Raw genomic sequence first — 26,854 nt, forward strand, 5'->3', positions numbered from 1 at the left:
GGCCTGGGCGGCGCACTGGGTGGCGGCGTTGGTAGCAACCTGTCCAAAGGTCACAAGCGCCACTGATCCGATTGCTGGCTCTCTGCTAGCATCGGTCACCTTGCAATGAACGTTTTTCGATAAGGCAGGTGCTAGACTCCTTCCATCCGTAGTGCGTACTTCCCCCGACGCGGAATTAGAGGTTCATATCATGCGTTTGACATTATCCACGTTGTTTCTGGGACTTTTGGTCGCTCAAGGTGCAATGGCGGCCGGCGATGGCACGGCTGCAGTAGGCGGTGGTCTCGGCGGTGCTTTGGGTAACGTGGTTGGCCAGCAGATGGGCGGCAGTACCGGTGCGGCTATCGGCGCCGGTGTTGGCGGCGCGGCAGGCAGCGCGGTAGGGGCACCCAAAGGCAGTCGCACCGCGGCGGCCGTCGGTGGTGGTCTGGGCTCTGCGGGTGGTTCGGTAATCGGCAACAGCCTCGGTGGCTCGACCGGTTCTACTATCGGTGCAGGCCTCGGTGGCGCCGCCGGGGGTGCAGTCGGTAATAACCTGGGCACTGACGACCGCGGCTCGCATTCCGGCAATGGCCACAAAAACAAGTACAAGAAGAACAAGCACAAAAACAAACATCGTTGATTTGATCGCGCACCACCTGAAACCCGGCCAAGCGCCGGGTTTCGTGTATCTGGCACCAGTGCGCAGGAACGATTGACCGCAGGGCGCCTCGAACTTATACATCCTGTTATTGATTGAGGCCCGTCATGACACCTGAAACCGAAGGCAAAGAAGAAAAAGGTCCAAGCGGACTACCGTTTATCAATGATCCTGGTAACGAAGATCCCGGATCGCTGATGGATGACGCTACCGTGCCGCTCAACGATTCCGATGATGCGGGCGATGTCGGTAATGCCGAATTCGACGACGAGGAACTGGACGACGATGAGCAGTGAAACACTGCTTTGAGCGTCTGGCAGCCCGCGATCGCGTCGAACGGTCCTGGTCACCTTTTCGTTGGCTACAGAACTGAGCCCTCAAACCTTCAAGAGGTGCATATGAACGCTGATCCGAAAGACACCGACGTTGACGACACTCCGGAGTATCCACTGCCGTCTCCCACTGATTCATTAAGCCGCGATCAGCGTCCTCCGGATGACGAGCCTGGCGTCGAGCAAGTACCCAACGATGACGTCCGCCGTACAGACAGTGATATCGAAGCGGATCCGAGTGACCCCGATATCGCCCCGAAGGACTGTTCCGGCGAACCTCGTTAGGCAGGCGCCATTGGTCGGTTGAAAGGCACCTATGCGGTGCGATCGCTGCCGTATATTCAGGCAAGCAACTCTATCAAGGAGACGCACCATGATCAGATCAACACTGACGGCCATTACCATGGCCAGCTTGTTATCCGTTAGCTCGGCTGCGGTATTCGCTCAAACCGCTGGTACCGGTGCACCCGTCGATAAAGGCGGAGCGCCACCCTCCACTGAAATGGAAGCAGGGTCCGGCAGTGGCAACGCATTGCCACCTGGCAGCATTGACAGTGGTAACAGTGGGGACGCCAGCGGAAGCAGCACCAGTCCGGGAACCGGAAGCGGATCCATGAGTGGGGGAAGCTCGATGGGCAGCGGTTCTGGCAGCGGCTCCGGCGATTCCGGTAAAGCCGGGATGAGCAACGGTGGGAAGGGCAGTTCGGGGACCCCGGCGGGGAGTAAGGACGGCGCGGGTGGTTGATGGTGTGAACAAAAGCCCGGACGTGTTCCGGGCTTTTTATTGATCATCGATTCAGCCGGCCAGCCGCCGGCGATACGCTAAGACCGGTTTTACTTCGCAGACAGATTGCCCGTTGCTCTGGGCGGTGCGCGCTAGTTATGCTGCTGAACCCTTTAATCAATCCTGATCATCAAATTCGCGATGGCCAGGGTGTCATTAAAAACGGATCAGACGCGATGAATGCACCGCTGAAAGAGCTCCGCCCTATCAAAGCCGTGATTTTCGACATGGATGGCTTGCTACTCGATACCGAGGGCATCTACACCGAGGTCACGTCGATCATAGCCCAGCGCTACGGTCGTACCTTCGATTGGAGCGTCAAACAGAACATCATTGGCCGAGGCGCTGCTGATCTGGCCCGTTACGTGGTTGAGGCGCTGGATCTGCCAATCAGTGCCGAAGAATTTCTGCAGATCCGCGAGCCATTGATGCGCGAGCGTTTTCCGACTGCCTTGGCGATGCCGGGTGCCGAGCAGCTGGTGCGGCACTTGAAGGCAAACGATATTCCCATTGCGGTCGGAACCAGTTCTTCTCGCCAGTCGTTCGGGCAAAAAACCACCCTTCACCGTGACTGGTTTGAATTGTTCGACTTCATCGTCACGGCTGACGATCCGGAAGTTGGCGCGGCGAAACCGGCGCCGGACATTTTTCTCACGGCGGCGCGGCGGCTGGGGGTGGCTCCCGAGGATTGTCTGGTGTTCGAAGATTCGCCCTTTGGTGTGACCGCTGCGAAAGCTGCGGGCATGACCGCCATCGCGATCCCCGACGCGGCGATGGCTGATGAAAAATACGCGCATGCCGACGGCATCCTGCGCACGCTCAAGGCATTTACGCCAAGCACCTGCGGTCTACCGGCGCTGGCGTGGGTGTGATGTCCGGCTGCAAAAACGCCGGTAACCTGATCAGGGTTGCCGGCGTTTCAATGTCTGGGCGGGGGTGAAATCAGGCGCCGAAACCACCGTCGATGGTCAGGCTGGCACCGGTAATGTAGCCGGCTTCCGGCCCTGCCAGATAGGCCACGAAGCCGGCAACTTCTTCCACTGTACCGTAGCGACCAACCGCCATGAGCGGCATCAGGCTGTCAGCGAACTCGGTATTGGCAGGGTTCATATCGGTGTCGACCGGGCCCGGTTGCACGTTATTGACGGTGATTCCGCGTGGGCCCAGGTCGCGGGCCAGCCCCTTGGTCAGGCCGACCAGCGCCGATTTGCTCATGGCGTAGGTGGCACCACCGGCGAATGGCATGCGGTCGGCGTTGGTGCTGCCGATGTTGATGATGCGACCGCCCTGGACCATATGAACGGCTGCCGCCTGAGTGGCGACGAACACGCTGCGCACGTTGATGGCCAATGTCTGGTCGAAGTCTTCCATTTTGAAATCTTCCAGCGGCGCGACAGCCAGCACACCGGCGTTGTTAACGAGGATATCCAGGCCGCCGAACGTTTCGACAGTCGCACTGACTGCGCTGCGGATGGCGTCTGCGTCTGCGCTGTCAGCCTTGATCGCCAGCGCTTTTCCGCCACCGGCGATAATGGCGTTTTGCAATTCTTCGGCTTTGGCGGTGGAACTGACATACGTGAAGGCCACCGCTGCGCCATCAGCGGCCAGGCGTTTAACGATCGCCGCGCCAATTCCGCGGGATCCGCCTTGAATAAAAGCCACTTTGCCACTGAGGTTCTGGGTAGTCATGTCGATCTCCAAAATGCCGGGGCGAGATGCCGCGGTTGATGGGGCTCAGTATCTTCGGCGGATTACCCTCTGAGTAGACCGCAATCGCTATAGTCTGTGTAAACCAGAAGTTTAGAGTGGCCGTCATGGAAACTTTCAGCAGTATCGAATGCTTCGTGCGCAGCGCCGAAGTCGGGAGTTTTGCCGAAGCCGCGCGGCGCTTGAGCCTCACGCCGGCAGCGGTGGGCAAAAGTGTCGCAAAACTGGAGTCACGGCTGGGGGTGCGATTGTTCCAGCGCAGCACCCGCAGCCTGCGATTAACCGAGGCCGGTCAGCTATTCCTTGGCGAAGTGAGCGCGAGCCTGCTGACGATCCAGAATGCAGTGGCCAACCTTGCCAGCGCAGAAGGGCGACCCGCGGGCACTTTGAAGGTCAGCATGGGAACCGTGTTCGGGCGCTTGTACATTGTGCCGCTGCTGGGGGAATTTCTGCAGCGGTTTCCGGCGATCAACCCCGATTGGCATTTTGATAATCGCCAGGTCGACCTGATAGCGCAGGGTTTCGATGCGGCCATCGGCGGAGGTTTCGACCTGCCCCAAGGGGTGGTCGCACGCAAACTGGCGCCGGCCCATCGTGTGTTGGTGGCGTCCGCTGGCTACCTGTCACAGCGAGCGACGATCCTTGAGCCGATCGATCTTCAGCAGCATGACGGCATTCTGATCCGCTCGCCGCAGACCGGGCGTGTGCGATCGTGGCACCTGACCGGACCCGAGAATCAGCACAGCCCGCTGATGCTGACCGCACGGATGACCATGAGCGATTCCGAGGCGGCGTGCGCGGTGGCGACTCAGGGGTTAGGGATCGCCTTGGTGAGCATGCCGTTTGCAGTGGGATATCTGCAGGCGGGGACGTTGCAGCGAGTGTTGCCTGACTGGTATGTCGATGACGGGCACATTTCGATTTATTACGCCGAGCACAAATTGTTGCCGGGCAAGACCCGGGCGTTTGTGGATTTCATCATCGAGCAGTTTGCGCGGCAGCAGTTGAGCGCGCGGTTCAGTGCGGTGTGAGCCCGGCGATGGACCGAGGTGCGGTCATCCCGGGCAAGCCGCAATGCCGCACCACGTGTTCCCACCGTCTTGCAAGCCGCGGCTTACGCCTTGGATTTACTGATGATATTGCCCGCATGCAGTCCGCATTCTTTTTGCGTGGCTTCTTCCCACCACCAGCGACCTTCGCGTTCATGCTGGTTTGGCAGCACCGGCCGGGTGCAGGGTTCGCAGCCGATGCTGATGAAACCGCGCTCGTGCAGGCTGTTGTAGGGCAGCTCCAGCATGCGGATGTAACCCCAGATTTCTTCGCTGGTCATTTGCGCCAACGGGTTGAATTTGTACAAGGTGCGTTCAGGCGTGGAGAACGCCGTGTCGATTTCCATCACCGCCACAGCGCTTCGGGTGCCGGGGCTTTGGTCGCGGCGCTGGCCGGTTGCCCAGGCTTTTACACCGGAGAGTTTGCGCCGCAGCGGCTCGATCTTGCGAATCCCGCAGCATTCGCCATGACCGTCCCGATAGAAACTGAACAGGCCCTTCTCCTTCACAAAGGGTTCAAGTTTTGTGTAGTCCGGCGACACCAGTTCGATGTCGATCTTGTAGTGTTCGCGGACCTGATCGATGAAGCGGTAGGTTTCCGGATGCAAGCGTCCGGTATCAAGGCTGAACACTTTGACGTTTTTGTTCAGCTTCCAGGCCATGTCCACCAGCACCACGTCTTCGGCACCGCTGAACGATATCCACAGCTCATCACCAAACTCGGCAAACGCGAGTTTCAGGATGTCCTGGGCAGATTTGTTGGCATAGGTCGTGGCGAGTTCCACGACATCGAACGATGGGCTCATCAGGGCGGCTTCCTACAGGTCGGTGGCGCTGGGCGCTCTATATGGGGCTGATGGTAACAAAATCCTGCGGCCGCTGGCGTGCCCTGTGCGTTGCGCAGGCCCGTTCGAATCGCTAGAGTTCGGCAGTCTTTTTGCTCGCTCGACTCAATAATCACTACAACTGGGAGTGTCTTGTGGAAATTGCCTGTCTGGATCTTGAAGGTGTACTGGTCCCGGAAATATGGATCGCCTTCGCCGAAAAAACCGGGATCGAATCCCTCAGGGCGACCACCCGTGATATTCCCGACTACGACGTGTTGATGAAACAGCGTCTGCGCATTCTTGACGAACACGGACTGAAACTGGCCGACATCCAGGAAGTGATCGCCACCCTGAAGCCGCTGGACGGCGCCGTCGAATTCGTCAACTGGCTGCGCGAACGCTTTCAGGTGGTCATCCTGTCGGACACGTTCTACGAATTTTCCCAGCCATTGATGCGTCAGTTGGGTTTCCCGACCCTGCTTTGTCATCGCCTGATCACCGACGATTCCGGGCGAGTGACCAGTTATCAGTTGCGTCAGAAAGATCCTAAACGTCAGTCGGTCCTGGCCTTCAAGAGCCTGTATTACCGGGTGATTGCGGCGGGGGATTCGTACAACGACACGACGATGCTCGGCGAAGCGGATGCGGGAATCTTGTTCCACGCGCCGGACAATGTGATCCGCGAGTTCCCGCAGTTCCCGGCTGTGCACAGTTTTGAGGATTTAAAGCAGGAATTCATCAAGGCCTCGAATCGGACGTTGAGCCTCTAAGCCCGACCCCTGTAGGAGCTGTCGAGTGAAACGAGGCTGCGATCTGCTGATTTTTCAAGATCAAAAGATCGCAGCCTTCGGCAGCTCCTACAGGTTTTGCAGGGTATCGAGTAATACCTTCACTTTGGTAATCGACTCCTGATACTCCGCCTGCCACTCGGAATCTGCAACAATCCCGCCGCCCCCCCAGCAGCACACCTGCCCATCCTTGACCAGCAAGCTGCGGATTGCGATTGAGCTGTCCATCTCGCCGCGTACGTCGAGGTACAGCAATGATCCGCAATACAGTCCGCGCCGGGTCGGCTCCAGTTCATCGATGATTTGCATCGCGCGAATCTTCGGCGCACCGGTGATCGAGCCGCCGGGGAAACTACCGGCTATCAGGTCCAGTGCATCGCGCTCATCCGCCAGTTCGCCGGTTACGCTGCTCACCAGGTGATGCACGTTCGGATAGCTTTCCAGACTGAACAACTCCGGAACGCGCACCGAGCCGATTCGGCAGGTACGGCCGAGGTCGTTGCGCAGCAGATCGACGATCATCAGGTTTTCTGCCCGATCCTTGGGGCTGGCCAACAGCTGGGCAGCATTTGCGGCATCTTCCGCGGCGGTCAGGCCACGAGGGCGGGTACCTTTGATCGGTCGGGTCTCGACGTATCTATCGCTGACCTTAACGAAACGCTCAGGTGACAGGCTCAGCAGTGCGCCGCCGTCTGGCAAGCTCTGGAATCCGGCAAACGGCGTAGGGCAGGCGGCTCGCAGCGCGCAGTATGCCGCCCATGGATCGCCTTGGCATTGGGCGCGGAAACGCTGGGCGAAGTTGACCTGGTAGCAATCGCCGGCCTGAATGTAGTGCTGAATGCGCTCAAATGCCTGTCGATAATCGCTGGCGCAGAGGTCGGCTTTCATTGGCGCTGCCAGCTTGAACGGCTCCACCAATGCAGCGGCTGGCTGGCTGAACAAAGCGATGAGTCGTTGACGTTCGCTTTCGCGCAGCGTTGGGTGAAAGACTAGCTGGGTGGTTGCTTGATGGTGATCACTGATCAGCGCCCAGTCATACACACCGAAGCGTGCATCGGGCAATTGCAGATCATCTTGCGCCTGGGTCGGCAGGTTTTCCAGATGGCGGCCGAAGTCATAGCTGAGGTAGCCGATCAGGCCACCGGCAAATGGCAGGTCATCGGAAACGCTGGCTTCGCCTAGTTGTGTCAGATTTTCCCGCAGGCGTTGCAGGAAATCCCTGCCGCTCTCGTCGGGCAAGACCGTGAGCTGGTGCAGCGGCCAGGCGCTCAGCAGGTCAAAGCGGCCGCGATCGGCAATCGGTCTGCCGCTGTCGAGAAGCACGGCGCCGGGGGCGGCGCGAACTGCCGCGAAATAGTCTGCGGGATTGGCGCGGTAGGGCAGCGGGTGTACGGAGCAGGTCAGCATGGGCGGGGCAAGTCAGCCTGAGGCGGGGCGGCGATTGTAGTCTGCCCGGGGGATTGCTCCTAGAGGGGGCATTGGCGATTGGCGGGTGGGTGGCAGGGGCGGGGCCCTGATGCACTTGTCCGGCCGTCATCGCTGGCAAGCCAGGCTCCTACGATTTGTGGCGTGTCAAGTGGGCGCTTGCCACAAGTTCTGTAGGAGCTGTCGAGTGAAACGAGGCTGCGATCGCCGCGACGCAGGATCGGGCTATCCCTCAACCGCTGGAATATGCCCGAACATTTCCTGCACAAACGCCACTCGCTCCTCTACCGTCTCGACCACGCCGCGTGCCTTGAGGTCTTCGATCCGTGCTTCGACTGCATGGGTTCGCAGGGTCAGGCCGCAATCATTGGCAATCTGGATGTTCAACCCCGGACGGGCGTTGAGCTCAAGAATCAGCGGGCCTTTTTCCTGGTCGAGCACCATGTCGACGCCGATGTAACCCAGCCCGCACAGCTCATAACAGCCGGCGGCCAGTTTCATGAAACCGTCCCAGTAGGGCAACTGCACGCCATCCACCGCATTGGTGGTGTCCGGGTGTTTGGTGATGATGTTGTTCAGCCAGGTGCCGCGCAGCGTCAGGCCGGTCGCCAGGTCGACACCGACGCCGATGGCGCCCTGGTGCAGGTTGGCCTTGCCGCCGGACTGCCGGGTAGGCAGGCGCAACATTGCCATCACCGGATACCCCATCAGCACAATGATGCGAATGTCCGGCACGCCTTCGTAGCTGATGCTTTTGAAGATCTGGTCCGGAATCACCCGGTATTCGACCAGAGCCCGATCCCGGTGGCCGCCCAGCGAATAAAGGCCGGTGAGGATGCTCGAGACATGGTGCTCGATTTCCTCATGGCTGATGATCTTGCCGGAGACCGTTCGATAACGCCCCTCGAAACGATCAGCGATCACAATAATGCCGTCGCCGCCCGCGCCCTGCGCCGGTTTGATCACGAAATCACTGCGCCCGCCGATGATCTCGGTGAGGTTATCGATTTCCTTCTCCGTGGAAATCACACCGTAGAGCTCCGGCACGTGGATCCCGGCAGCGATGGCGCGCTCCTTGGTGATGATCTTGTCATCGACGATCGGGTACAGACTGCGCTTGTTGTACTTCAGCACGTAGTCCGCGTTGCGCCTATTGATGCCCATGATGCCCCGGGCTTCCAGGGCCTTCCAGGTCTTCCAGAAACCGAACATCAGGCGTCAGCCTTCTTCAGGAAAGCCTTGAAGCGCACCAGTTCCGTCAGGCGGTAGCCGCGATAGCGACCCATCGCCAGCATGAAGCCGACGAGAATCAGCAGGATTGCCGGGAAAGTGAACACGAAGTACACCAGTTCCGGCACGCTCATGATCAGGTGTGCCAGCGCGGCGGCGAACAACGTACCAATCGCCACCTTCATCGCGTGACTGGCACCACGTTCTTCCCAGGTAATCGACAGACGTTCGATGGTCATGGTCAGAATCACCATCGGGAACAGCGCTACCGACAGTCCGCGTTCAAGCCCGAGTTTGTGGCTGAACAGGCTGATCGCCGCAATCAGCACCACGACAAAGGTCAGCACCACGGACAGGCGCGGCAGCATCTGCAATTTCAGGTGTTCAAGGTAGGAGCGCAGCGATAGCCCCAGCGCCGTGATGACCGTGAACAGAATGATGCCGAAGCCCAGCTGGGTTTCGCGGAAGGCGAGGGCGATCAGCACCGGGGTAAACGTGCCGAGTGTCTGCAAGCCGATCAGGTTGCGCAGGATCAGGATGACCAGTACGCCAATCGGGATCATGACCATGATCATGAAGGTCTGCTGGGTTTGCAGCGGCAGGCCGTACAGGGAGTATTCAAGGAAATTGGCGTCGGTGTTTTCGTCGGTCAGCTTGGCCAGGCGAATCGCGTTCATTTCGCTGTTGTTCATGCTGAAGGTGACAGTGGCTTTCTTGCCGCCATCGACAGTGATCAGGTTTTCATCGCCGGCCCACCACAGTAGACGGTCGGTCGGCAGGCCCTGTTCACCGGTCTCCGGGTTGAAGTACAGCCAATCGGCGCCGTTGAAGCTGCGCAGCCAGAGTTCGGGCGTTTGCGGCTGATCGGCGACCAGACGGATGGTGTGGATCTTCTCCACCGGTACGTGAGCGATCGACAGCAGCAGCTCGACGATTTTCGCCTTGTGCCCCACCGACGGATCGCCGCCGAGCAGCAGTTTCACATTGTCGTCATTAACGTTGTTCACACGCTTGATGGCTTCGCCGATGAACGTCTCGACGTCGGCCGAATGCTGGCGGATCGGCGCGAGCAAGGCCTCGACAGCCACCTTTTCCGCGCCTTCGACGGCAATACTGTCGCGGAAGGTCGGACCTTTGACCTTGGACTTCTCACCGGTGTAGCGCTTGGTCAGCACCAGACGGTAATAAAGAGTCTGATTGCCCTTGGCCCGACGCGCCGACCAGGTGACCTTGCGGTTGCCGTCGACGCGGTTCACGGCGACGCCGTAATTGTTGGAAATGAAGCTCTCGTTGAGGCTCACGTAATCACGGCTCAGCGGCGGCACGAACATCTGGATCTTGACCGGGTCTTTGGCGCTGGCGACGAACTCGACCTTGGCGTCGATATTCCACAAGTCGTCGGTGGCGTCTTCGGTGACCGGGATGCCGAGAACGAAAATCTGATAGGCCGTAATCGAAATGCCCAGCACTACCAGGATGGCGATCAGCAGTTTCAGATGAAGGGTAAGAGCGCGCATGGTGATTACTCTGCGGTATGTGCGTCGGTGGCGCAGGCAGGTTTGCCAGCAGCGTATTTAAGACTGGGGTCGACCAGCGCGTCGAAGCGTTTGAGCGCCTCGGAGCCGATCAGCAGCGGGTACTGGAAGGCGCTGCGGTCGGTCAGGTTCACTTCGATACTGCGTAAGGCCGAGCCCATGCAGATGTCCAGTTCGATGACCGGGCGGGCGGTGTATTTCTCGCCTTCATCAGGATCATAGTCGCCGGCGCGACGTTTGATCTTGCTGACCCTGGCCAGCGGTCGTTCTATCGGGTGCGAGTGCGCGGCGTCGATGGCCAGGTAGAAGCGCACCCAGGATTCACCGTTGCGTTTGAAACGCTTGATGTCACGGGCACTCAGGGAGGCGGTTTTTGCGCCGGTGTCGAGTTTGGCGGCAACTTCCAGATTGATGCCTTCCAGGGAAGCGTACTCGTTGAGGCCGTACACGGTTTTCCCCCCCGCGGCGGCGATGCCGGGCAGGCAGAGCAGGTAAAGGAATGTCGGGAAGGGCTTGAGTCTCATAGATCCTGATGCGCAGCGGTCCGTTTGTCGATTCCAGGCCCTGGCAATAATGAATGCGCAAGCTCCCGCGGGTGCCTGGCAATTTCTTGTGACAGGCAGAGCAGATGTCATAGACAAATGCGGGCGGCATTCTAGCACGATGGTTTTATGGCGCCAGCGCTGGCCAGCGGCTATGAGTGGTTGGGGGTATATCTGGTGCCTTGGTGTTGATGGTGTACATATCCGTTGTTGCGGTGATGGCTTCTATTGGTTTCGCTTTTACAGCGAGTCGCAGAACCTGCGCTGAGCCTCCCGATGGAACGCCAAAAGCCACAGCGCGCCGAGGCGGCCTGATAGCCGACCTGGCTCGCTAGGAGTTCACCAAATCCGCAAAGCAACACAACACGCTGTAGCAGCTGGCGCAGCCTGCGTCCGATCGCGGCCCGAGCCTGACGCAGGCTGCGCCAGCTGCTACAGGTCCTGTGGCGCGTCGGGCTGAATGGGTCTAGTAGACGAAATCTGCTTTGCTTTGCTTTGCTTTGCTTTGCTTTGATCTTGATCTTGATCTTGATCTTGATCTTGATCTTGATCTTGATCTTGATCTTGATCTTGATCTGCCCCGTCGGAAGGCCGAGCGCAGGTTCTGCGTAGTGGGCAACCCGGCAAGGATGCCGGGTTAGCTGCCCCCGGCCATGGATGGCCGATGGCAGCGGGCCCACGGAGCAGGACCGGAGCGAGGGCATGGCGAGCCTTAGCGAGCCACCGTACGTCAGGGGCGCTGGCGCTTGGTTACTTGGCGCTCTTCCAAGTAACCCGCCGTAAGGGCGGAACCCATATCAGCCATCACCGCAGCAACGGATATGTACACCTACAAAATCCACGTCACTAGACACACAGCCATCCCCACCAAGCTCGACGCCTACAGAGGAATGCGTACACCTAAAGAAGTGCACTATCAGACGATTGTCGACAATACCTATTTATCCTTTGACTAAACCCCAGGTATTAGCTAGTTTCAACGCCATCAGCTGAAAAGGTGTCGACAATATGCTCGCCGAACTCGATCCTCCGCTCATCCAGGACGACACGGAAACCCTCTCCGAAAACGTTTTCCGGCGCATTCAGGCGGCGATCGTCAAAGGCGAGATCGCCCCGGGCAGTAAAATTTCCGAGCCGGAACTGGCCCGCACCTACGGCATCAGCCGCGGCCCGTTGCGCGAAGCCATCCACCGGCTCGAAGGCCAGCGCCTGCTGGTGCGTATCCCGCACGTCGGCGCCCGCGTGGTTTCCCTGAGCCACGCCGAACTGATTGAACTCTACGAAATCCGCGAATCCCTCGAAGGCATGGCCTGCCTTCTGGCGGCCGAGCGCATGACCGGCGAAGAAATTGACGAACTGCGCCGCGTCCTCGAAACCCACGAGCGCGATGAGGCATTCCAGGCGGGTGTCGGTTATTACCAGCAGGAAGGTGATTTCGATTTTCACTACCGAATCATCCAGGGCAGTGGCAACCGCACCCTGACGCAAATGCTCTGCGGCGAGCTGTATCAACTGGTGCGCATGTACCGCATCCAGTTTTCCACCACGCCCAACCGCCCGCATCAGGCCTTCGCCGAGCACCACCGCATTCTCGACGCCATCGCCGACCGTGACGGTGAGCTGGCCGAGTTGTTGATGCGCCGCCACATCGGCGCCTCCAAACGCAATATCGCCCGTCATTACCAGGACGGCGCTAACCCGACAGCCACTCAACGAGGTGAGTCATGAGTTCCAACAAGAGCACTCCAGGCCAGCGTTTCCGCGATGCGGTCGCCAGCGAACATCCGCTGCAAGTGGTTGGCGCGATTAATGCCAACCATGCGTTGCTGGCCAAGCGCGCCGGTTTCAAGGCAATTTACCTGTCCGGTGGCGGTGTGGCTGCCGGCTCTCTCGGCGTGCCGGACCTGGGCATCACCGGCCTGGATGACGTGCTTACCGATGTGCGCCGCATCACCGACGTTTGCGATTTGCCGCTGCTGGTAGACGTCGACACCGGTTTCGGCTCGTCGGCGTTCAACGTTGCGCGCACGGTCAAATCGATGATCAAGTTCGGCGCAGCGGCCATTCATATCGAAGACCAGGTCGGTGCCAAGCGCTGCGGCCATCGCCCTAATAAAGAGATCGTGTCCCAGCAGGAGATGGTCGACCGCATCAAAGCGGCCGTCGATGCGCGCACCGATGACAGCTTCGTGATCATGGCGCGTACCGATGCCTTGGCCGTTGAAGGGCTTGAGTCGGCGCTGGATCGCGCTGCCGCGTGCATCGAGGCCGGCGCCGACATGATCTTTCCGGAAGCCATCACCGAACTCGAGATGTACAAGCTGTTTGCCAGCCGCGTGAAAGCGCCGATCCTGGCCAATATCACCGAATTTGGCGCCACGCCGCTCTACACCACCGAGCAACTGGCCGGTGCCGACGTTTCGTTGGTGCTATACCCCTTGTCGGCGTTCCGCGCGATGAACAAAGCGGCGGAAAATGTCTATACCGCGATCCGTCGCGACGGCACGCAACAAAACGTCATCGACACCATGCAAACTCGCATGGAGCTTTACGATCGCATCGACTATCACACCTTCGAGCAGAAGCTCGATGCGTTGTTTGCCGCGAACGCAAAGAAGTAATCCAGTCTGTGTAGCAGCTGCCGAGCCTGCGAGGCTGCGTCCGAGGCCGAAGGACTCGCAAACTGTTTCGCAGCCGAACGCAGCCTCGCGCTGCTCGACAGCTGCTACGGAGACAGCTGCTACGGAGACGAGCTGCTCGACAGCTGCTACGGAGACAAGCTGCTACGGAGATGAGCTGCTCGACAGCTGCTACGAAATGACGTGTTAAACAATTGCCGATTCCCTAACAAATTCAAAAACTGGAGACAGCAAATGGCCGAAGCAAAAGTACTCAGTGGCGCCGGGCTCCGTGGCCAGGTCGCCGGGCAAACTGCCTTGTCCACCGTGGGCCAGTCGGGCGCCGGTCTGACTTATCGCGGCTACGACGTTCGCGAACTGGCGGCTGACGCGCAATTCGAAGAAGTGGCCTATCTGCTGCTGTACGGCGAGCTGCCGAACAAGGCGCAACTGGCTGAATACCAGAACAAGCTCGGCAAGCTGCGCGACCTGCCGCAAGCCTTGAAAGAGGTGCTCGAGCGCATCCCCGCCGACGCCCACCCGATGGATGTGATGCGCACCGGCTGCTCGTTCCTGGGCAACCTGGAACCGGAAAAGGACTTCTCCGAGCAGCACGACAAAACCGACCGCTTGCTGGCCGCGTTCCCGGCGATCATGTGCTACTGGTATCGCTTCAGTCACGACGGCAAGCGCATCAATTGCGTCAGCGACGAACAAACCCTCGGCGGCCATTTCCTGCAGTTGCTGCATGATAAAAAACCGAGCGAGTTGCACGTCAAAGTGATGAACGTTTCCCTGATCCTCTACGCGGAACACGAGTTCAACGCCTCGACCTTCACGGCTCGAGTCTGCGCATCGACCTTGTCTGATCTGTTCTCCTGCGTGACGGCGGCCATCGGTTCGTTGCGCGGTCCGCTGCATGGCGGCGCCAACGAAGCGGCGATGGAAATGATCGAGCGCTTCAGCTCGCCGGAAGAGGCGGTCAAAGGCACCCTCGGCATGCTCGAGCGCAAGGACAAGATCATGGGCTTCGGTCACGCGATCTATAAGGACAACGATCCGCGCAACGAGGTGATCAAGGCCTGGTCGAAAAAACTCGCCGATGAAGTGGGTGACACGGTGTTGTTTCCGGTTTCCGAAGCCATCGACAAGACCATGTGGGAGCAGAAAAAACTGTTCCCGAACGCCGATTTCTACCATGCGTCGACGTATCACTTCATGGGCATTCCGACCAAGTTGTTCACGCCGATCTTCGTCTGCTCGCGCCTGACCGGCTGGGCTGCGCACGTGTTCGAACAACGCGCCAACAACCGCATCATCCGCCCGAGCGCCGAGTACACCGGCGTCGAACAGCGCAAGTTCGTGCCAATCGAACAACGCTGACCGGTTGGGGCGGGCTTAACCGGGATCTGGACTCTACGCAGATCCTTGTGGGAGCGAGCCTGCTCGCGATAGCGGTGGGTCAGTCGACGTCAATGTCGGATGTGACTCCGTCATCGCGAGCAGGCTCGCTCCCACAGTGGATCGTGTTCAGTTCAAATCTGCTGCCACGCCCCAGCTTTTCGCAATTACCGTGACCGAGTCCTGACGATGAACACTGAATTCCGTAAACCACTGCCCGGCAGCCATCTGCATTATTTCGACGTCCGCGCGGCGGTCGAGGCCATTCAGCCCGGCGCCTACGACACCCTGCCATACACCTCCCGCGTGCTGGCGGAAAACCTCGTGCGTCGCTGCGACCCCGCCACGCTCACTGATTCCCTGAAGCAATTCATCGAGCGCAAGCGTGACCTCGACTTCCCGTGGTTCCCGGCGCGGGTGGTCTGTCACGACATCCTTGGTCAGACCGCCCTGGTCGACCTCGCCGGCCTGCGTGACGCCATCGCCCTGCAAGGTGGTGACCCCGCGCAAGTGAACCCGGTGGTGCCAACGCAGTTGATCGTCGACCACTCCCTGGCCGTCGAACGCGCCGGCTTCGACCCCGAGGCGTTCGAAAAAAACCGTGCCATCGAGGACCGTCGCAACGAAGACCGTTTCCACTTCATCAACTGGACCAAAAAAGCCTTCAAGAACGTTGATGTGATTCCGCCGGGCAACGGCATCATGCACCAGATCAACCTGGAGAAAATGTCCCCGGTGATTCAGGTGCGTGACGGCGTGGCGTTCCCCGACACTTGCGTCGGCACTGACAGCCACACCCCGCATGTCGATGCGCTGGGCGTGATCGCCATCGGCGTCGGCGGCCTCGAAGCGGAGAGCGTGATGCTCGGTCGCGCCTCGTGGATGCGCCTGCCGGAAAGCGTCGGCGTGGAATTGACCGGCAAGCTGCAACCAGGCATCACCGCGACCGACATGGTGCTGGCGCTGACCGAGTTCCTGCGCAAGCAGAAAGTCGTCGGCGCGTGGCTGGAATTCTTCGGCGAAGGCGCCTCAAGACTGACCCTCGGCGACCGCGCGACCATCTCCAACATGGCCCCGGAATACGGTGCGACGGCGGCGATGTTCTACATCGATCAGCAAACCATCGATTACCTCAAACTCACCGGTCGTGAAGACGAGCAGGTGCAACTGGTCGAGTCGTACGCCAGGACCACAGGGCTGTGGGCCGATAGCCTGAAAGGCGCGCAGTACGAGCGCGGCCTGACCTTCGACCTGTCCTCGGTGGTGCGCAACATGGCCGGCCCGAGCAACCCGCACGCTCGCGTTGCCACCTCCGACCTCGCCGCGCAAGGCATCTCCGGGCAGTGGGACGACGTGCCCGGGCAGATGCCCGACGGCGCGGTGATCATCGCCGCCATCACCAGTTGCACCAACACCAGCAACCCGCGCAATGTGATCGCCGCCGGTCTGCTGGCGCGCAATGCCAACAGGCTCGGCCTGAGCCGCAAACCCTGGGTCAAATCGTCATTGGCGCCGGGCTCGAAAACCGTGGCGTTGTACCTCGATGAAGCAGGCTTGACCGATGAGCTGGAGCAGCTTGGTTTCGGCGTGGTGGCCTTCGCGTGCACCACCTGTAACGGCATGTCCGGTGCGCTCGATCCGGTGATTCAGCAGGAAATCATTGACCGTGATTTGTATGCCACAGCCGTGCTCTCCGGCAACCGCAACTTCGACGGACGGATTCACCCGTACGCGAAGAATGCATTTCTCGCCTCGCCGCCACTGGTGGTTGCCTACGCCATCGCGGGGACCATCCGTTTCGACATCGAAAAAGATGTGTTGGGCCTGGACGCCAGCGGCAACGAAATCCGCCTGAAAGACATCTGGCCCAGCGACGAAGAAATCGACGCGGTCGTCAAAGCCTCGGTCAAGCCGGAGCAGTTCCGACAGGTGTACATCCCGATGTTCGCCATCCATGAGGACACCGGGCCGAAGGTCACGCCGTTGTATGACTGGCGCGAAATGAGCACCTACATCCGTCGTCCGCCTTACTGGGAAGGCGCGCTGGCCGGGGCACGTCCACTCAAGGGCATGCGCCCGCTGGCGGTGCTGCCGGACAACATCACCACCGATCACCTGTCGCCGTCGAACGCCATCATGCTCGACAGCGCCGCCGGCGAGTACCTGGCGAAAATGGGCCTGCCGGAAGAAGACTTCAACTCTTATGCAACGCACCGTGGCGACCACCTGACCGCGCAGCGTGCAACCTTCGCCAATCCTAAACTGTTCAACGAAATGGTACGGGAAAATGGCAAGGTCAAGCAGGGCTCGCTGGCCCGGGTCGAGCCCGAAGGTCAAGTGATGCGCATGTGGGAAGCTATTGAAACCTACATGGAGCGCAAGCAGCCGCTGATCATTATTGCCGGCGCCGACTACGGTCAGGGTTCGTCCCGCGATTGGGCGGCGAAAGGCGTGCGCCTGGCCGGTGTGGAAGCGATCGCCGCCGAAGGTTTCGAGCGCATTCACCGCACCAATCTGGTCGGCATGGGCGTGTTGCCGCTGGAGTTTCTGCCGGGCACCGATCGTCACACGCTGGGCATTGATGGCAGTGAAACCTATGACGTGATCGGCCAACGTACCCCGCGCGCGCAACTCACGCTGGTGATCAATCGCACCAGCGGCGAAACCCTTCAGGTGCCGGTGACCTGCCGTCTCGACACGGCTGAAGAAGTCTCGATCTACGAGGCCGGCGGCGTGCTGCAACGCTTCGCCCAGGACTTCCTCGAAGAAGCGGCGGTTGCCGTTTAACACACGACATGCGGGCTGGGGATTTCAAGTCCCTTGCGCGCTTTGAAGGAGTACCCATGGTTCACGCACCGCAAATCAAGATCGCCGCCACCTACATGCGCGGCGGCACCAGCAAAGGCGTGTTCTTCAGCCTTGACGACCTGCCCGAAGCGGCGCAGACCCCGGGCCCGGCGCGGGATGCTTTGTTGCTGCGCGTCATCGGCAGCCCCGACCCGTACGACAAACAGATCGACGGCATGGGCGGTGCGACCTCCAGCACCAGCAAAACCGTGATCCTGTCGAAAAGCACCAAGGCCGATCACGACGTCGATTACCTGTTCGGTCAAGTCTCCATCGACAAGCCTTTCGTCGACTGGAGCGGCAACTGCGGCAACCTGTCGGCGGCCGTCGGTTCGTTCGCCATCAGCAATGGCCTGGTGGATGCCAGCCGTATCCCGCAAAACGGCGTTGCGGTGGTGCGCGTGTGGCAGGCCAACATCGGCAAGACCATCATCGCCCACGTGCCGGTCACCCACGGTGAAGTGCAGGAAACCGGCGACTTCGAACTCGATGGCGTGACCTTTCCCGCTGCTGAAGTGCAGCTTGAATTCCTCGACCCGGCGGCGGAAGAAGAGGGCGGCGGTGGTTCGATGTTCCCCACCGGCAACCTGATCGACGACCTCGAAGTGCCGGGTGTCGGTACGCTCAAGGCCACGCTGATCAATGCCGGCATTCCAACCATTTTTATCAAAGCCGAAGACATCGGCTACACCGGCACCGAATTGCAGGGCGCGATCAATGGCGACCCGAAAGCGTTGCTGATGTTTGAAACCATTCGTGCCCATGGCGCGTTGCGCATGGGGCTGATTTCGAGCCTGGATGAAGCCGCTAAACGTCAGCACACGCCGAAGGTGGCTTTTGTGGCGAAACCGGCGGATTACGTGGCGTCCAGCGGTAAAGCCATCGCGGCGGCGGATGTCGATCTGCTGGTGCGGGCGCTGTCGATGGGCAAGTTGCACCACGCCATGATGGGCACCGCAGCGGTGGCGATTGGCACGGCGGCGGCGATCTCCGGCACGCTGGTCAATCTGGCGGCCGGTGGCATCGAGCGCAATGCGGTGCGCTTTGGCCATCCGTCCGGGACCTTGCGCGTAGGGGCGGAAGCGACGCAGGAGAATGGCGAATGGACTGTCAAAAAAGCCATCATGAGCCGCAGCGCGCGGGTGTTGATGGAAGGCTTCGTGCGCGTGCCGGGTGATTGTTTCTGACGCAAATCCTGAGATAAACCCTAAACCCTGTGGGAGCGAGCCTGCTCGCGATGAGGCCATAACATTCAACATCCTTGTTGCCAGTCATACCGCCATCGCGAGCAGGCTCACTCCCACAGTGGATCGCATTTCAATAATAAGAGTGTTGTCACCGACTGAGATTTAACTGAACCGAGGTCCCATCAACGAAGCACTAACCGAGTGAATCGAACATGAGCACCAACGTTGACCTGAACAACCGACCCGACTACGACTCGGTCCTGCAAGACATCGCCGACTACGTTCTCACCTACAAAGTCGAGTCTGAGGAAGCGCTGAACACCGCCCGCAATTGCCTGATCGACACCCTCGGCTGCGGCCTGCTGGCCTTGCGTTTCCCCGAATGCACCAAACACCTCGGCCCGATCGTCGAAGGTACTGTCGTCCCGCACGGCGCGCGGGTACCGGGCACCCATTATCGCCTTGATCCGGTGAAGGCGGCGTGGGACATCGGCTGCATCGTCCGCTGGCTGGACTACAACGACACCTGGCTCGCCGCCGAATGGGGGCATCCCTCAGACAATCTGGGAGGAATTCTCGCGGTTGCTGATCATCTTTCGCAAAAACGCTTGGCCAATGGCGATGCGCCGCTGACCATCCGCGCGGTGCTCGAAGCCATGATCATGGCTCACGACATTCAAGGCGTGATCGCCCTGGAAAACTCCTTCAATCGTGTAGGGCTCGATCACGTCATCCTGGTGAAAGTCGCCTCGACCGCCGTCACCGCCAAACTCATGGGCGCCAATCGCGCGCAACTGCTGTCAGCGTTGTCCCACGCCTTTGCCGACGGGCAAGCGCTGCGCACCTATCGGCATGCGCCGAATGCCGGCTCGCGCAAATCCTGGGCGGCGGGCGATGCGACCAGTCGAGGAGTGCGCCTGGCAGACATCGCCATGCGCGGGGAGATGGGGATCCCCGGCGTGCTGACCGCCAGACAATGGGGCTTCTATGACGTGCTGTTCAGCCACACCAATAACGACTTGGCGCTCAAGCCCGAAGACAAACGCGCCTTCAGTTTCAGCCGGGCGTACGGCACCTACGTGATGGAAAACGTACTGTTCAAAATCAGTTTTCCGGCGGAATTCCACGCACAAACCGCCTGTGAAGCGGCAGTGATCCTGCATCCACAGGTTAGAAATCGTCTGCATGAAATCGACAAAATCGTCATCACCACCCACGAATCGGCGATCCGCATCATTTCCAAGGTGGGCCCTTTGGCCAATGCCGCCGACCGCGATCACTGCATTCAGTACATGACCGCCGTGCCGCTGGCGTTTGGCAACCTGGTCGCCGAGCAATACGAAGACGACTTCCACGCGGCGCATCCGATCATCGACGTGCTGCGGGAAAAAATGGTCATTGTTGAGGAGCCGCGCTTCACCCGCGAATACCTGGAAGCCGACAAGCGCTCCATTGCCAACGCGATCCAGGTGTTTTTCAAGGAGGGCTCCAGCACCGACAACGTGGTGGTCGAGTACCCGATCGGTCATCGGCGTCGCCGTGCTGACGGGATTCCGTTGCTGGAAGACAAGTTCAGGGCGAACCTGCTGACACGATTCACTAGTCAGCGTAGCGAAGAGATTTTTGCGTTGTGCAAGGATCAGGCAGCGCTGGAGACAACGCCGGTGAACCGGTTTATGGATTTGTTTGTGGTTTGAGGCGAGCTACAAGCTACAAGCAGTCATGCCGACTCAGGCTCAGACTTGAAGCTTGAAGCTTGAAGCTTGAAGCTTGAAGCTGCCCCCCTCACTTAAACCGCCGCTCAACACCTTTTTCGACGAGGATCTTCGCGGAAATCTCTTCCACGGAAAAATGCGTGGAATTGATGTGCGGAATGTTCTCGCGGCGGAACAGGTTCTCCACCTCGCGCACTTCGAATTCGCACTGCGCGTAGCTCGAATAGCGGCTGTTGGGCTTACGTTCGTTGCGGATTGCGGTCAGACGGTCCGGGTCGATCGTCAGGCCAAACAGCTTGTGCTGGTGGGCGCGCAGGGCGGCCGGCAATTGCAGGCGTTCCATGTCGTCTTCGGTCAGCGGATAGTTCGCCGCGCGGATGCCGAATTGCATGGCCATGTACAAACACGTCGGCGTCTTGCCACATCGCGACACGCCCACCAGGATCAGGTCGGCCTTGTCGTAATAATGCGTGCGAGCGCCGTCGTCATTGTCGAGAGCGAAGTTCACCGCCTCGATACGCTCCATATAATTGGAGTTGGTGCCAATGGAGTGGGACTTGCCCACGGTATAGGAAGAATGCTCGGTCAATTCCTGCTCGAGCGGGGCGAGGAAGGTCGAGAAGATGTCGATCATGAAACCATTGGACATCGCCAGGATCTCACGGATGTCCTGATTGACGATGGTGTCGAAGATGATCGGCCGGAAGCCGTCTGTTTCGGCGGCTTTGTTGATTTGTTGTACCATGGCTCGCGCTTTATCCACGTTGTCGATATACGGCCGCGTGAATTTGCTGAAGGTAATGTTTTCGAACTGCGCCAGGAGGCTTTGCCCCAGGGTTTCGGCAGTAATGCCGGTGCCATCGGAGATAAAGAAAGCAGATCGTTTCATTTGCACCTTGGGCCTTAAGCTAATCAAGAATCTTGGATATGATAGGCGCGATTTGCCGGCCGCCAGTGGCCCGCATTCTCACTTATTTTCCAGGTCCAGGCCATACAGCTGGCAAATGCTCTTCAAGAGCGCCGGCTTCTGAGCTTTTCCAACACAGTTAGTGGAGAGATCACCTTGGTAGAGTACGTAGTTTCCCTCGATAAGCTCGGCAAACACGACGTTGAGCATGTGGGGGGCAAGAACGCATCCCTGGGCGAGATGATCAGCAACCTGGCAGGTGCCGGTGTATCGGTGCCTGGTGGCTTTGCCACGACAGCTCAGGCTTACCGTGATTTTCTGGAACTGAGCGGTCTGAACGATCAGATCCACGCCGCCCTCGACGCCCTGGACGTCGATGACGTCAATGCCCTGGCCAGGACCGGCGCGCAGATCCGTCAATGGATCATGGAAGCCGAGTTCCCCGAAAAGCTCAATGCCGAAATCCGCACCGCGTTTGCAACGTTGTCGGCCGGCAACCCTGACATGGCCGTCGCCGTGCGCTCTTCCGCTACCGCCGAAGACTTGCCGGACGCTTCCTTCGCCGGCCAGCAGGAAACCTTCCTGAACATCCGTGGTGTCGAAAACGTCATTCGCGCCGCCAAAGAGGTGTTCGCTTCACTATTCAACGACCGCGCCATCTCCTACCGCGTGCACCAGGGCTTCGATCACAAACTGGTCGCCCTGTCGGCAGGCGTGCAGCGCATGGTGCGCTCCGAAACCGGCACCGCCGGCGTGATGTTCACCCTCGATACCGAATCGGGCTTCCGTGACGTGGTGTTCATCACCGGCGCCTACGGCCTGGGTGAAACCGTCGTACAAGGCGCGGTCAACCCGGATGAATTCTATGTCCATAAGGGAACGCTGGAGGCTGGTCGTCCGGCGATCCTGCGCCGCAATCTGGGCAGCAAAGCCATCAAGATGATCTACGGCGAAGTCGCCACGGCCGGCAAGTCGGTGAAAACCATCGACGTCGACAAGGCTGATCGCGCACGTTTCTGCCTCAGCGATGCCGAAGTCAGCGAGCTGGCCAAGCAGGCGATGATCATCGAGAAGCACTACCAGTGCCCGATGGACATCGAATGGGCCAAAGACGGCGACGACGGCAAGCTGTACATCGTCCAGGCCCGTCCTGAAACCGTGAAAAGCCGCACCCAGGCCAACGTCATGGAACGTTACCTGTTGAAAGAAACCGGCACCGTGCTGGTTGAAGGTCGCGCCATCGGCCAGCGCATCGGCGCCGGTAAGGTCCGCATCATCAAGGACGTGTCGGAGATGGACAAGGTCCAGCCGGGCGACGTCCTGGTCTCCGACATGACCGACCCGGACTGGGAACCGGTCATGAAGCGCGCCAGTGCCATCGTCACCAACCGTGGCGGGCGCACCTGCCACGCGGCGATCATCGCTCGCGAACTGGGCATCCCGGCGGTAGTGGGTTGCGGCAACGCCACCCAACTGTTGAAAGACGGCCAGGGCGTGACCGTGTCCTGCGCTGAAGGCGACACCGGCTACATCTTCGAGGGCGAACTGGGCTTCGACATCAAGAAGAACTCCGTGGACGCCATGCCGGATCTGCCGTTCAAGATCATGATGAACGTCGGCAACCCGGACCGTGCATTTGACTTCGCGCAACTGCCGAACGCCGGTGTGGGCCTGGCCCGTCTGGAATTCATCATCAACCGCATGATCGGCGTGCACCCCAAGGCGCTGTTGAACTACGACGGCCTGCCGCAGGACATCAAGGACAGCGTCGACAAGCGCATCGCTGGTTACAACGACCCGGTCGATTTTTACGTCGACAAGCTGGTTGAGGGCATCAGTACCCTGGCCGCTGCGTTCACCCCGAAAAAGGTCATCGTGCGTCTGTCGGACTTCAAGTCCAATGAATACGCGAACCTGATCGGCGGCAAACTCTACGAGCCGGAAGAAGAAAACCCGATGCTGGGCTTCCGTGGCGCCTCGCGTTACATCAGCGAAGCGTTCCGCGACTGCTTCGAGCTCGAGTGCCGCGCCCTCAAGCGTGTGCGCAACGAGATGGGCCTGACCAACGTCGAAATCATGGTGCCATTCGTCCGTACCCTGGGCGAAGCGAGCCAGGTGATCGATCTGCTGGCCGAGAATGGCCTGGCCCGCGGCGAGAACGGTCTGCGCATCATCATGATGTGCGAACTGCCATCGAACGCGATCCTCGCTGAAGAATTCCTCGAGTTCTTCGACGGCTTCTCCATCGGCTCAAACGACCTGACCCAGCTGACCCTGGGCCTGGACCGTGACTCCGGGATCATCGCGCACCTGTTCGACGAGCGTAACCCGGCAGTCAAGAAACTGTTGGCCAATGCCATTCAGGCCTGCAACAAGGCCGGCAAGTACATCGGCATCTGCGGTCAGGGCCCTTCGGACCACCCGGATCTGGCCAAGTGGTTGATGGAGCAGGGCATCGAAAGCGTTTCGCTGAACCCGGATTCGGTACTGGAAACCTGGTTTTTCCTGGCCGAAGGTCAAGCGCAGGCTTGATGGTGTAAGAGAAAGGGCTCATCTCCCGTAGGAGATTGGCCCTTTCAAAGATTCAATCAGGGCGGGCTCCTCTGGAAGCCGCCCTTTTTTGTGCAAGAGCATTATGCAGAGCAGCAGCAACCTGTTTCCTGTCGCCCTGATCAGCGCCGAGCGGCGTGGTGATCTGAGCGAAGACGTCTATCGTTTGAAACCCGGCAACAGCCCTGACTTCACCGTCGAGCTGGCAGTCACGCGCCTTGGCATGGCCGACGAGCCAGCGGTGCGCGGGGTGCCGGTGATTTTGTTGCATGGCAGTTTTTCCAACCGCCGTTTCTGGTTTTCACCCAGGGGGCTCGGGCTCGGCGCGTACCTGGCGCGACTGGGCTTTGATGTGTGGATCGCCGAAATGCGTGGGCATGGCCTGTCCCGGCGCAACCACAATTACCGCAACAACCGTGTCGCCGACTACGCGCGCTACGATCTGCCAGCCATTGGCGCATTCGTGCGTGAGCAAAGCGGGCAGGCACCGCACTGGATCGGCCATTCGCTGGGCGGCATTACCCTCGCCGCGGCACTGGGCGGTGAATACATTGGCGCGCCGATGGTGGCCTCGGCGGCGTTTTTTGGCACCCAGGTCAGCCGCACGTACTGGCCGTTGAAAATTCCTCCAGTGGAGTGGGGCGGACGCTTCATTCTCAAACGCTTCGCACAACTGTCCGGCTCGCGGCTCAAGCGCGGGCCCGAGGACGAGCCAATCGGCCTGGCACTGGAAAGCATGCGCTGGTATGGGCTGTTCGGGCGCTTTGGCGATGCGGACAAGGATTGGTGGGCCGGGCTGGCGGATGTCAAGGTGCCGATGCTAGCCGTCAGCGCCGCCGGTGATCATCAAGACCCGGCCTGGGCCTGTCGGAAACTGTTCGATCAATTGGGTTCGGAGCAAAAACAATTCGTCAATCTGGGACGCGAGCAGGGTTTTGGCGATAATTTCGGGCATGTTGAAATGCTTGTGAGCAAAGCGGCGCAGGTCGAAGTCTGGCCCCTGGTCGCGCGCTGGCTGGCGGATCAGCAGGCGCCTGTGCTGGGCGATCGAACGGATTTGGCCACGGCCATCTGAAAGCAGTGCTCTAATCAGGGCATTCCGCTCGGACCGCCTTGCGGCTAAGCTATGACGCATAACGCTTTTGCGGTCACATTGCGACATCCTCGACGTCTTCTCACCTACAGGAGTTTTTCGATGAACCACTACCTCACGCCCGACCTGTGCGATGCCTACCCGGAACTGGTGCAGGTGCTGGAGCCGATGTTCAGCAATTTCGGCGGCCGCGATTCCTTCGGAGGTGAAATCGTGACCATCAAGTGCTTCGAAGACAACTCGCTGGTCAAGGACCAGGTCGAGCTGGAAGGTAAAGGAAAAGTGCTGGTGGTCGATGGCGGCGGCTCGCTGCGGCGCGCCCTGCTGGGCGACATGCTGGCCGAGAAGGCGGCCAACAATGGCTGGGAAGGCATGGTCATCTACGGGTGCATCCGCGACGTGGACGTCATCGCACAGACCGATCTTGGCGTTCAGGCCCTGGCCAGTCATCCGATGAAGACCGACAAGCGCGGCATTGGCGATCTCAACGTGGCGGTGACCTTCGCCGGGGTGACGTTTCATCCGGGCCATTATGTATACGCGGACAATAATGGCGTGATCATCTCGCCAAGCCCGCTGAAAATGCCTGAATAAAGCCGTCGGCTGTTCGTTTCAACGATAGGGGTGAGGATGTTCGAGGAAGACAACGCGCAGTGGGGCCTGGTGCATGCCCTGGTGCTGGATGGTAAAGGCGGTGCGCGTTCGATAGCCCGGACTGAACTCGACCAATTGCAGTTGCAGGCGCATGAAAGCCTGTGGCTGCACTGGGATCGCAGTCACCCGCAAACCCAGACGTGGCTGCGCAAGTACAGCGGTCTGACCGAATTCAGTTGCGACCTGTTGCTTGAAGAAAACACCCGGCCGCGCTTGCTCGCGCTGCCGGAGTCCGAGCTGTTGCTGTTTTTGCGCGGAGTCAACCTCAACCCCGGGGCCGAGCCTGAAGACATGGTGTCGGTGCGCATCTTCGCGGCGGCACAACGGGTGATTTCCCTGCGGCTGCGACCGTTGCGCGCCACCGACGAGTTGCTGGTGCAACTCGCCGAAGGCAAGGGGCCGAAAACTGCGTCCGAGCTCATCCTTTATATGGCGCAATACCTCACCAACAAGGTCCAGGATCTGGTCAGCTGCCTCTCGGAAGTGGTCGATGAAGAAGAAGAAAAACTGGATGCCGACGAACGGTATACACCGGAGCACGGCGCCATTTTGCAGATCCGCCGACGGGCTGCTGCGCTGAAGCGCTTCCTGGCGCCACAACGGGAAATTTTCGGGCAACTGACGCGCTTGAAACTGCCCTGGTTCGTCGAAGACGATGGCGATTATTGGAATGAATTGAACAACAGTCTGACGCGCTATCTGGAAGAGCTGGAACTGACCCGGGAGCGAGTGGGGCTGGTCCTCGAGGCCGAAGACAGACGCTTGAGCGTGCGCATGAACCGCACAATGTACCGCTTCGGAATCATCACCGGGATCTTTTTGCCGATGAGTTTTCTGACCGGTTTGCTGGGCATCAACGTCGGAGGAATTCCCCTCTCCGACAGCCCTTATGGCTTCATGGTTGCCTGCCTGCTGATGGCCTCGGTGGCGCTCGGGCAGTGGTGGTTATTCCGACGTTTGCGCTGGGTCTGACAACGCGTCATGTGACCCGGTCAATTTTGGCCGCGTCTTTCACAGACATCA

General features: G+C 59.7%; 24 protein-coding genes. 17 read left to right on the forward strand and 7 right to left on the reverse strand.

Features of this window, described 5'->3' with window-relative positions; genetic code table 11:
* Positions 1-190: 190 nt before the first annotated feature.
* From F8N12_RS24505 to F8N12_RS24525, 5 genes are all read left to right on the forward strand, one after another.
* Positions 191-622 carry a glycine zipper domain-containing protein gene (locus F8N12_RS24505; RefSeq protein WP_150582679.1) on the forward strand — a complete coding sequence of 144 codons (432 nt, stop codon included), beginning with the start codon at positions 191-193 and terminating at the stop codon, positions 620-622.
* 125 nt (positions 623-747) lie between these two features.
* Complete coding sequence (locus F8N12_RS24510; RefSeq protein ID WP_150582680.1) at positions 748-936, forward strand: hypothetical protein; 189 nt, start codon at positions 748-750, stop codon at positions 934-936.
* A gap of 102 nt (positions 937-1,038) precedes the next feature.
* Positions 1,039-1,257: a hypothetical protein gene (locus F8N12_RS24515; RefSeq protein ID WP_150582681.1), complete on the forward strand. Its 219-nt coding sequence runs from the start codon at positions 1,039-1,041 to the stop codon at positions 1,255-1,257.
* A 328-nt stretch (positions 1,258-1,585) separates the two neighbouring features.
* Positions 1,586-1,717, forward strand: coding sequence for a hypothetical protein (locus F8N12_RS28155; RefSeq protein ID WP_318189663.1), 132 nt, complete (start codon positions 1,586-1,588; stop codon positions 1,715-1,717).
* Positions 1,718-1,932: 215 nt separating this feature from the next.
* A complete protein-coding gene (locus F8N12_RS24525; RefSeq protein WP_150582683.1) occupies positions 1,933-2,628 on the forward strand; it encodes an HAD-IA family hydrolase in 696 nt (231 codons plus the stop codon).
* Between the two features lie 70 nt (positions 2,629-2,698).
* On the opposite strand, the gene F8N12_RS24530 is transcribed toward F8N12_RS24525, so the two are convergent.
* Positions 2,699-3,445: a 3-oxoacyl-ACP reductase family protein gene (locus tag F8N12_RS24530; protein WP_150582684.1), complete on the reverse strand. Its 747-nt coding sequence runs from the start codon at positions 3,443-3,445 to the stop codon at positions 2,699-2,701.
* Positions 3,446-3,570: 125 nt separating this feature from the next.
* Between F8N12_RS24530 and F8N12_RS24535 the strand changes: the two genes are divergently transcribed.
* Positions 3,571-4,494, forward strand: coding sequence for a LysR family transcriptional regulator (locus tag F8N12_RS24535; protein ID WP_150582685.1), 924 nt, complete (start codon positions 3,571-3,573; stop codon positions 4,492-4,494).
* An 83-nt stretch (positions 4,495-4,577) separates the two neighbouring features.
* Here F8N12_RS24535 and F8N12_RS24540 read toward each other — a convergent pair whose 3' ends face one another.
* Positions 4,578-5,318 (reverse strand): phosphoadenylyl-sulfate reductase, encoded by a 741-nt coding sequence (locus F8N12_RS24540; protein WP_150582686.1) that lies wholly within the window; start codon positions 5,316-5,318, stop codon positions 4,578-4,580.
* 173 nt (positions 5,319-5,491) lie between these two features.
* On the opposite strand from F8N12_RS24540, the gene thrH reads away from it, so the two are divergent.
* Positions 5,492-6,109: a bifunctional phosphoserine phosphatase/homoserine phosphotransferase ThrH gene (gene thrH, locus F8N12_RS24545; RefSeq protein WP_150582687.1), complete on the forward strand. Its 618-nt coding sequence runs from the start codon at positions 5,492-5,494 to the stop codon at positions 6,107-6,109.
* An 87-nt stretch (positions 6,110-6,196) separates the two neighbouring features.
* Here thrH and pabB read toward each other — a convergent pair whose 3' ends face one another.
* From pabB to F8N12_RS24565, 4 genes are all read right to left on the reverse strand, one after another.
* Positions 6,197-7,534 carry an aminodeoxychorismate synthase component I gene (gene pabB / locus F8N12_RS24550; protein WP_150582688.1) on the reverse strand — a complete coding sequence of 446 codons (1,338 nt, stop codon included), beginning with the start codon at positions 7,532-7,534 and terminating at the stop codon, positions 6,197-6,199.
* A 243-nt stretch (positions 7,535-7,777) separates the two neighbouring features.
* Entirely contained in the window at positions 7,778-8,764 is a 987-nt protein-coding gene (locus F8N12_RS24555) for an alpha-L-glutamate ligase-like protein (RefSeq protein ID WP_150582689.1), read from the reverse strand.
* Complete coding sequence (locus F8N12_RS24560; protein WP_150582690.1) at positions 8,764-10,299, reverse strand: inactive transglutaminase family protein; 1,536 nt, start codon at positions 10,297-10,299, stop codon at positions 8,764-8,766. Before F8N12_RS24560 ends, F8N12_RS24555 begins: the two co-directional genes overlap by 1 nt.
* Positions 10,300-10,304: 5 nt before the next feature.
* Positions 10,305-10,841: an ATP-dependent zinc protease gene (locus F8N12_RS24565; protein ID WP_150582691.1), complete on the reverse strand. Its 537-nt coding sequence runs from the start codon at positions 10,839-10,841 to the stop codon at positions 10,305-10,307.
* Between the two features lie 1,026 nt (positions 10,842-11,867).
* On the opposite strand from F8N12_RS24565, the gene F8N12_RS24575 reads away from it, so the two are divergent.
* The 6 genes from F8N12_RS24575 to prpD all read left to right on the forward strand — a co-directional run bounded on the left by F8N12_RS24575 (position 11,868) and on the right by prpD (position 20,609).
* Positions 11,868-12,587, forward strand: a complete 720-nt coding sequence (locus tag F8N12_RS24575; RefSeq protein ID WP_150582693.1) for a GntR family transcriptional regulator — start codon at positions 11,868-11,870, stop codon at positions 12,585-12,587.
* Complete coding sequence (gene prpB / locus F8N12_RS24580) at positions 12,584-13,480, forward strand: methylisocitrate lyase (RefSeq protein ID WP_028624242.1); 897 nt, start codon at positions 12,584-12,586, stop codon at positions 13,478-13,480. The genes F8N12_RS24575 and prpB overlap by 4 nt, the downstream gene beginning before the upstream one ends.
* Before the next feature lie 252 nt (positions 13,481-13,732).
* A complete protein-coding gene (gene prpC, locus F8N12_RS24585; protein WP_150582694.1) occupies positions 13,733-14,860 on the forward strand; it encodes a 2-methylcitrate synthase in 1,128 nt (375 codons plus the stop codon).
* Between the two features lie 207 nt (positions 14,861-15,067).
* Positions 15,068-17,665 (forward strand): Fe/S-dependent 2-methylisocitrate dehydratase AcnD, encoded by a 2,598-nt coding sequence (gene acnD / locus F8N12_RS24590; RefSeq protein WP_150582695.1) that lies wholly within the window; start codon positions 15,068-15,070, stop codon positions 17,663-17,665.
* 56 nt (positions 17,666-17,721) lie between these two features.
* The gene (prpF, locus tag F8N12_RS24595) at positions 17,722-18,912 is read left to right on the forward strand and encodes a 2-methylaconitate cis-trans isomerase PrpF (RefSeq protein ID WP_150582696.1); all 1,191 of its coding nucleotides are present in this window, start codon (positions 17,722-17,724) and stop codon (positions 18,910-18,912) included.
* 212 nt (positions 18,913-19,124) lie between these two features.
* Positions 19,125-20,609, forward strand: coding sequence for a 2-methylcitrate dehydratase (prpD, locus tag F8N12_RS24600; RefSeq protein WP_150582697.1), 1,485 nt, complete (start codon positions 19,125-19,127; stop codon positions 20,607-20,609).
* 88 nt (positions 20,610-20,697) lie between these two features.
* Here the strand turns inward: prpD and F8N12_RS24605 are convergent, their stop codons facing one another.
* On the reverse strand, positions 20,698-21,516 hold the full coding sequence (locus F8N12_RS24605; protein WP_150582698.1) for a pyruvate, water dikinase regulatory protein: 819 nt from the start codon (positions 21,514-21,516) through the stop codon (positions 20,698-20,700).
* 174 nt (positions 21,517-21,690) lie between these two features.
* On the opposite strand from F8N12_RS24605, the gene ppsA reads away from it, so the two are divergent.
* The 4 genes from ppsA to F8N12_RS24625 all read left to right on the forward strand — a co-directional run bounded on the left by ppsA (position 21,691) and on the right by F8N12_RS24625 (position 26,803).
* A complete protein-coding gene (ppsA, locus tag F8N12_RS24610; protein WP_150582699.1) occupies positions 21,691-24,066 on the forward strand; it encodes a phosphoenolpyruvate synthase in 2,376 nt (791 codons plus the stop codon).
* A gap of 103 nt (positions 24,067-24,169) precedes the next feature.
* The gene (locus F8N12_RS24615; RefSeq protein WP_150582700.1) at positions 24,170-25,159 is read left to right on the forward strand and encodes an alpha/beta fold hydrolase; all 990 of its coding nucleotides are present in this window, start codon (positions 24,170-24,172) and stop codon (positions 25,157-25,159) included.
* A gap of 120 nt (positions 25,160-25,279) precedes the next feature.
* Positions 25,280-25,771: a ribonuclease E activity regulator RraA gene (rraA, locus tag F8N12_RS24620; protein WP_150582701.1), complete on the forward strand. Its 492-nt coding sequence runs from the start codon at positions 25,280-25,282 to the stop codon at positions 25,769-25,771.
* Positions 25,772-25,807: 36 nt separating this feature from the next.
* Positions 25,808-26,803 carry a zinc transporter ZntB gene (locus tag F8N12_RS24625; RefSeq protein WP_150582702.1) on the forward strand — a complete coding sequence of 332 codons (996 nt, stop codon included), beginning with the start codon at positions 25,808-25,810 and terminating at the stop codon, positions 26,801-26,803.
* Positions 26,804-26,854: the final 51 nt, after the last annotated feature.

It is taken from the genome of Pseudomonas fluorescens (assembly GCF_902497625.1).
GTDB lineage: Bacteria > Pseudomonadota > Gammaproteobacteria > Pseudomonadales > Pseudomonadaceae > Aquipseudomonas > Aquipseudomonas fluorescens_BQ.

Coding starts and splice junctions, on each gene's coding strand:
- F8N12_RS24625 (WP_150582702.1), top strand. CDS start 25,808: ATGTTCGAGGAAGACAACGCGCAGTGGGGCCTGGTGCATGCCCTGGTG.
- F8N12_RS24560 (WP_150582690.1), bottom strand. CDS start 10,299: ATGCGCGCTCTTACCCTTCATCTGAAACTGCTGATCGCCATCCTGGTA.
- prpC (WP_150582694.1), top strand. CDS start 13,733: ATGGCCGAAGCAAAAGTACTCAGTGGCGCCGGGCTCCGTGGCCAGGTC.
- F8N12_RS24530 (WP_150582684.1), bottom strand. CDS start 3,445: ATGACTACCCAGAACCTCAGTGGCAAAGTGGCTTTTATTCAAGGCGGA.
- F8N12_RS24525 (WP_150582683.1), top strand. CDS start 1,933: ATGAATGCACCGCTGAAAGAGCTCCGCCCTATCAAAGCCGTGATTTTC.
- F8N12_RS24555 (WP_150582689.1), bottom strand. CDS start 8,764: ATGTTCGGTTTCTGGAAGACCTGGAAGGCCCTGGAAGCCCGGGGCATC.
- prpD (WP_150582697.1), top strand. CDS start 19,125: ATGAGCACCAACGTTGACCTGAACAACCGACCCGACTACGACTCGGTC.
- F8N12_RS24605 (WP_150582698.1), bottom strand. CDS start 21,516: ATGAAACGATCTGCTTTCTTTATCTCCGATGGCACCGGCATTACTGCC.
- F8N12_RS24575 (WP_150582693.1), top strand. CDS start 11,868: ATGCTCGCCGAACTCGATCCTCCGCTCATCCAGGACGACACGGAAACC.
- acnD (WP_150582695.1), top strand. CDS start 15,068: ATGAACACTGAATTCCGTAAACCACTGCCCGGCAGCCATCTGCATTAT.
- F8N12_RS24540 (WP_150582686.1), bottom strand. CDS start 5,318: ATGAGCCCATCGTTCGATGTCGTGGAACTCGCCACGACCTATGCCAAC.
- F8N12_RS24505 (WP_150582679.1), top strand. CDS start 191: ATGCGTTTGACATTATCCACGTTGTTTCTGGGACTTTTGGTCGCTCAA.
- F8N12_RS24535 (WP_150582685.1), top strand. CDS start 3,571: ATGGAAACTTTCAGCAGTATCGAATGCTTCGTGCGCAGCGCCGAAGTC.
- F8N12_RS24510 (WP_150582680.1), top strand. CDS start 748: ATGACACCTGAAACCGAAGGCAAAGAAGAAAAAGGTCCAAGCGGACTA.
- pabB (WP_150582688.1), bottom strand. CDS start 7,534: ATGCTGACCTGCTCCGTACACCCGCTGCCCTACCGCGCCAATCCCGCA.
- F8N12_RS24615 (WP_150582700.1), top strand. CDS start 24,170: ATGCAGAGCAGCAGCAACCTGTTTCCTGTCGCCCTGATCAGCGCCGAG.
- prpB (WP_028624242.1), top strand. CDS start 12,584: ATGAGTTCCAACAAGAGCACTCCAGGCCAGCGTTTCCGCGATGCGGTC.
- F8N12_RS24565 (WP_150582691.1), bottom strand. CDS start 10,841: ATGAGACTCAAGCCCTTCCCGACATTCCTTTACCTGCTCTGCCTGCCC.
- rraA (WP_150582701.1), top strand. CDS start 25,280: ATGAACCACTACCTCACGCCCGACCTGTGCGATGCCTACCCGGAACTG.
- F8N12_RS28155 (WP_318189663.1), top strand. CDS start 1,586: ATGAGTGGGGGAAGCTCGATGGGCAGCGGTTCTGGCAGCGGCTCCGGC.
- prpF (WP_150582696.1), top strand. CDS start 17,722: ATGGTTCACGCACCGCAAATCAAGATCGCCGCCACCTACATGCGCGGC.
- F8N12_RS24515 (WP_150582681.1), top strand. CDS start 1,039: ATGAACGCTGATCCGAAAGACACCGACGTTGACGACACTCCGGAGTAT.